Genomic DNA, 1,253 nt, shown 5'->3' with positions numbered 1-1,253 from the left:
CCATATGGAGAAAATACTCTCCAGGGAGTAAAGTGATTATTTTTGAAGCTAATGTGTTAAGTTTTCAAGGTGCAAATTAAAAAAGGTTACTATAAATTACCCGATTTGTCGGGCAACTCATAGAATTGGAACAGGGTGAAATAGCAATTTTATTGCATAGTAATGGTGAAGCTTTTAAGATTGGAAATGGTAAATTTTTAGAGGTTACGTCTGACATTGTTAGTGGTGAAAATGGGGTAGATTTGAAAATTGGAGTGATTCGAAATAATAAATTTTTAGTTCTGCAAACAATAACAGGTCAAGAGATAAATGTAACATTGGATACAGCAATTGATAACTCGTATCTGATGTTGATTAATGATTCGTGTCAGAGAATACGACTTGAAAATATTAAAATTGAATTAAGATAGAAAGAGGAATTATTTTATGCTATATATAAAATCTATAATGGATATAGAATGTGATAGATTGCCGAGGGAAAGTTATCTGAGAAAAATTCCCTGGGTGAAAAATTTTCAAAGAATAGATTTTGGAAAAACTGTCACTTTCTTTGTGGGTGAGAATGGAACGGGAAAATCAACCTTATTAGAAGCAATCGCTGTTACATTAGGCTTTAATCCTGAAGGAGGTTCTAGAAACTTTTGTTTTTCTACAAGAGATACTCACTCTGAACTTAGTGATGTAATGCGAGTTTCAAGAGGGGGAAAAAGAGCAAAAGATGGTTTTTTTCTTCGGGCAGAATCATTTTATAATGTAGCAACAGAAATTGAGAATCTTGCAGATGGGGATTATAGTTTCTATGATGGTTATGGTGGAAAGTCTATGCATTCCCAATCACATGGAGAAAGTTTTCGTTCTTTAATGATGAATCGTTTCAGAGGAAATGGTATATATTTGTTAGATGAGCCAGAAGCTGCATTATCTCCCACAACACAGATGTCGATGTTGTGTATTTTAAAAGAATTAGAAAAAGTAGATTCTCAATTTATTATTGTTACACATTCACCAATTCTGTTGGCATATCCAAATGCGGATATATACGAATTTGGTGAAGAGGGAATTGAAAAAAAGGGGTATAAGGAAACGGAATCTTACTTAGTAACAAAATCTTTTTTAGATAATCCCGAACAAATGGTAAACTTGTTATTTGAAAAATAGAAGGAGATTTAGATTCTAACATTAATGTTTATTATTAACCTGAATCCGTGAAGTTCAATGCAAGTCAACCTATTAAAAGCCAGTATTTTCTAATG

2 protein-coding genes are annotated in these 1,253 nt (G+C 32.4%); both read left to right on the top strand.

Annotated elements, in window-relative coordinates:
* The first annotated feature begins 125 nt into the window (after positions 1 to 125).
* On the top strand, positions 126 to 410 hold the full coding sequence (locus ASU35_RS04570; protein WP_058351879.1) for a hypothetical protein: 285 nt from the start codon (positions 126 to 128) through the stop codon (positions 408 to 410).
* A gap of 16 nt (positions 411 to 426) precedes the next feature.
* Positions 427 to 1,158, top strand: coding sequence for an AAA family ATPase (locus tag ASU35_RS04565; RefSeq protein WP_058351878.1), 732 nt, complete (start codon positions 427 to 429; stop codon positions 1,156 to 1,158).
* Positions 1,159 to 1,253 lie beyond the last annotated feature (95 nt).

Origin of the sequence: Acetivibrio ethanolgignens, assembly GCF_001461035.1 — a bacterium.
Lineage (GTDB): Bacteria > Bacillota > Clostridia > Lachnospirales > Lachnospiraceae > Velocimicrobium > Velocimicrobium ethanolgignens.
This window is presented reverse-complemented; position numbering and strand designations above follow the sequence as displayed.

Bases quoted from the DNA above. Each gene is read 5' to 3' on its own strand.
- ASU35_RS04565 (WP_058351878.1), top strand. From the start codon at position 427: ATGCTATATATAAAATCTATAATGGATATAGAATGTGATAGATTGCCG.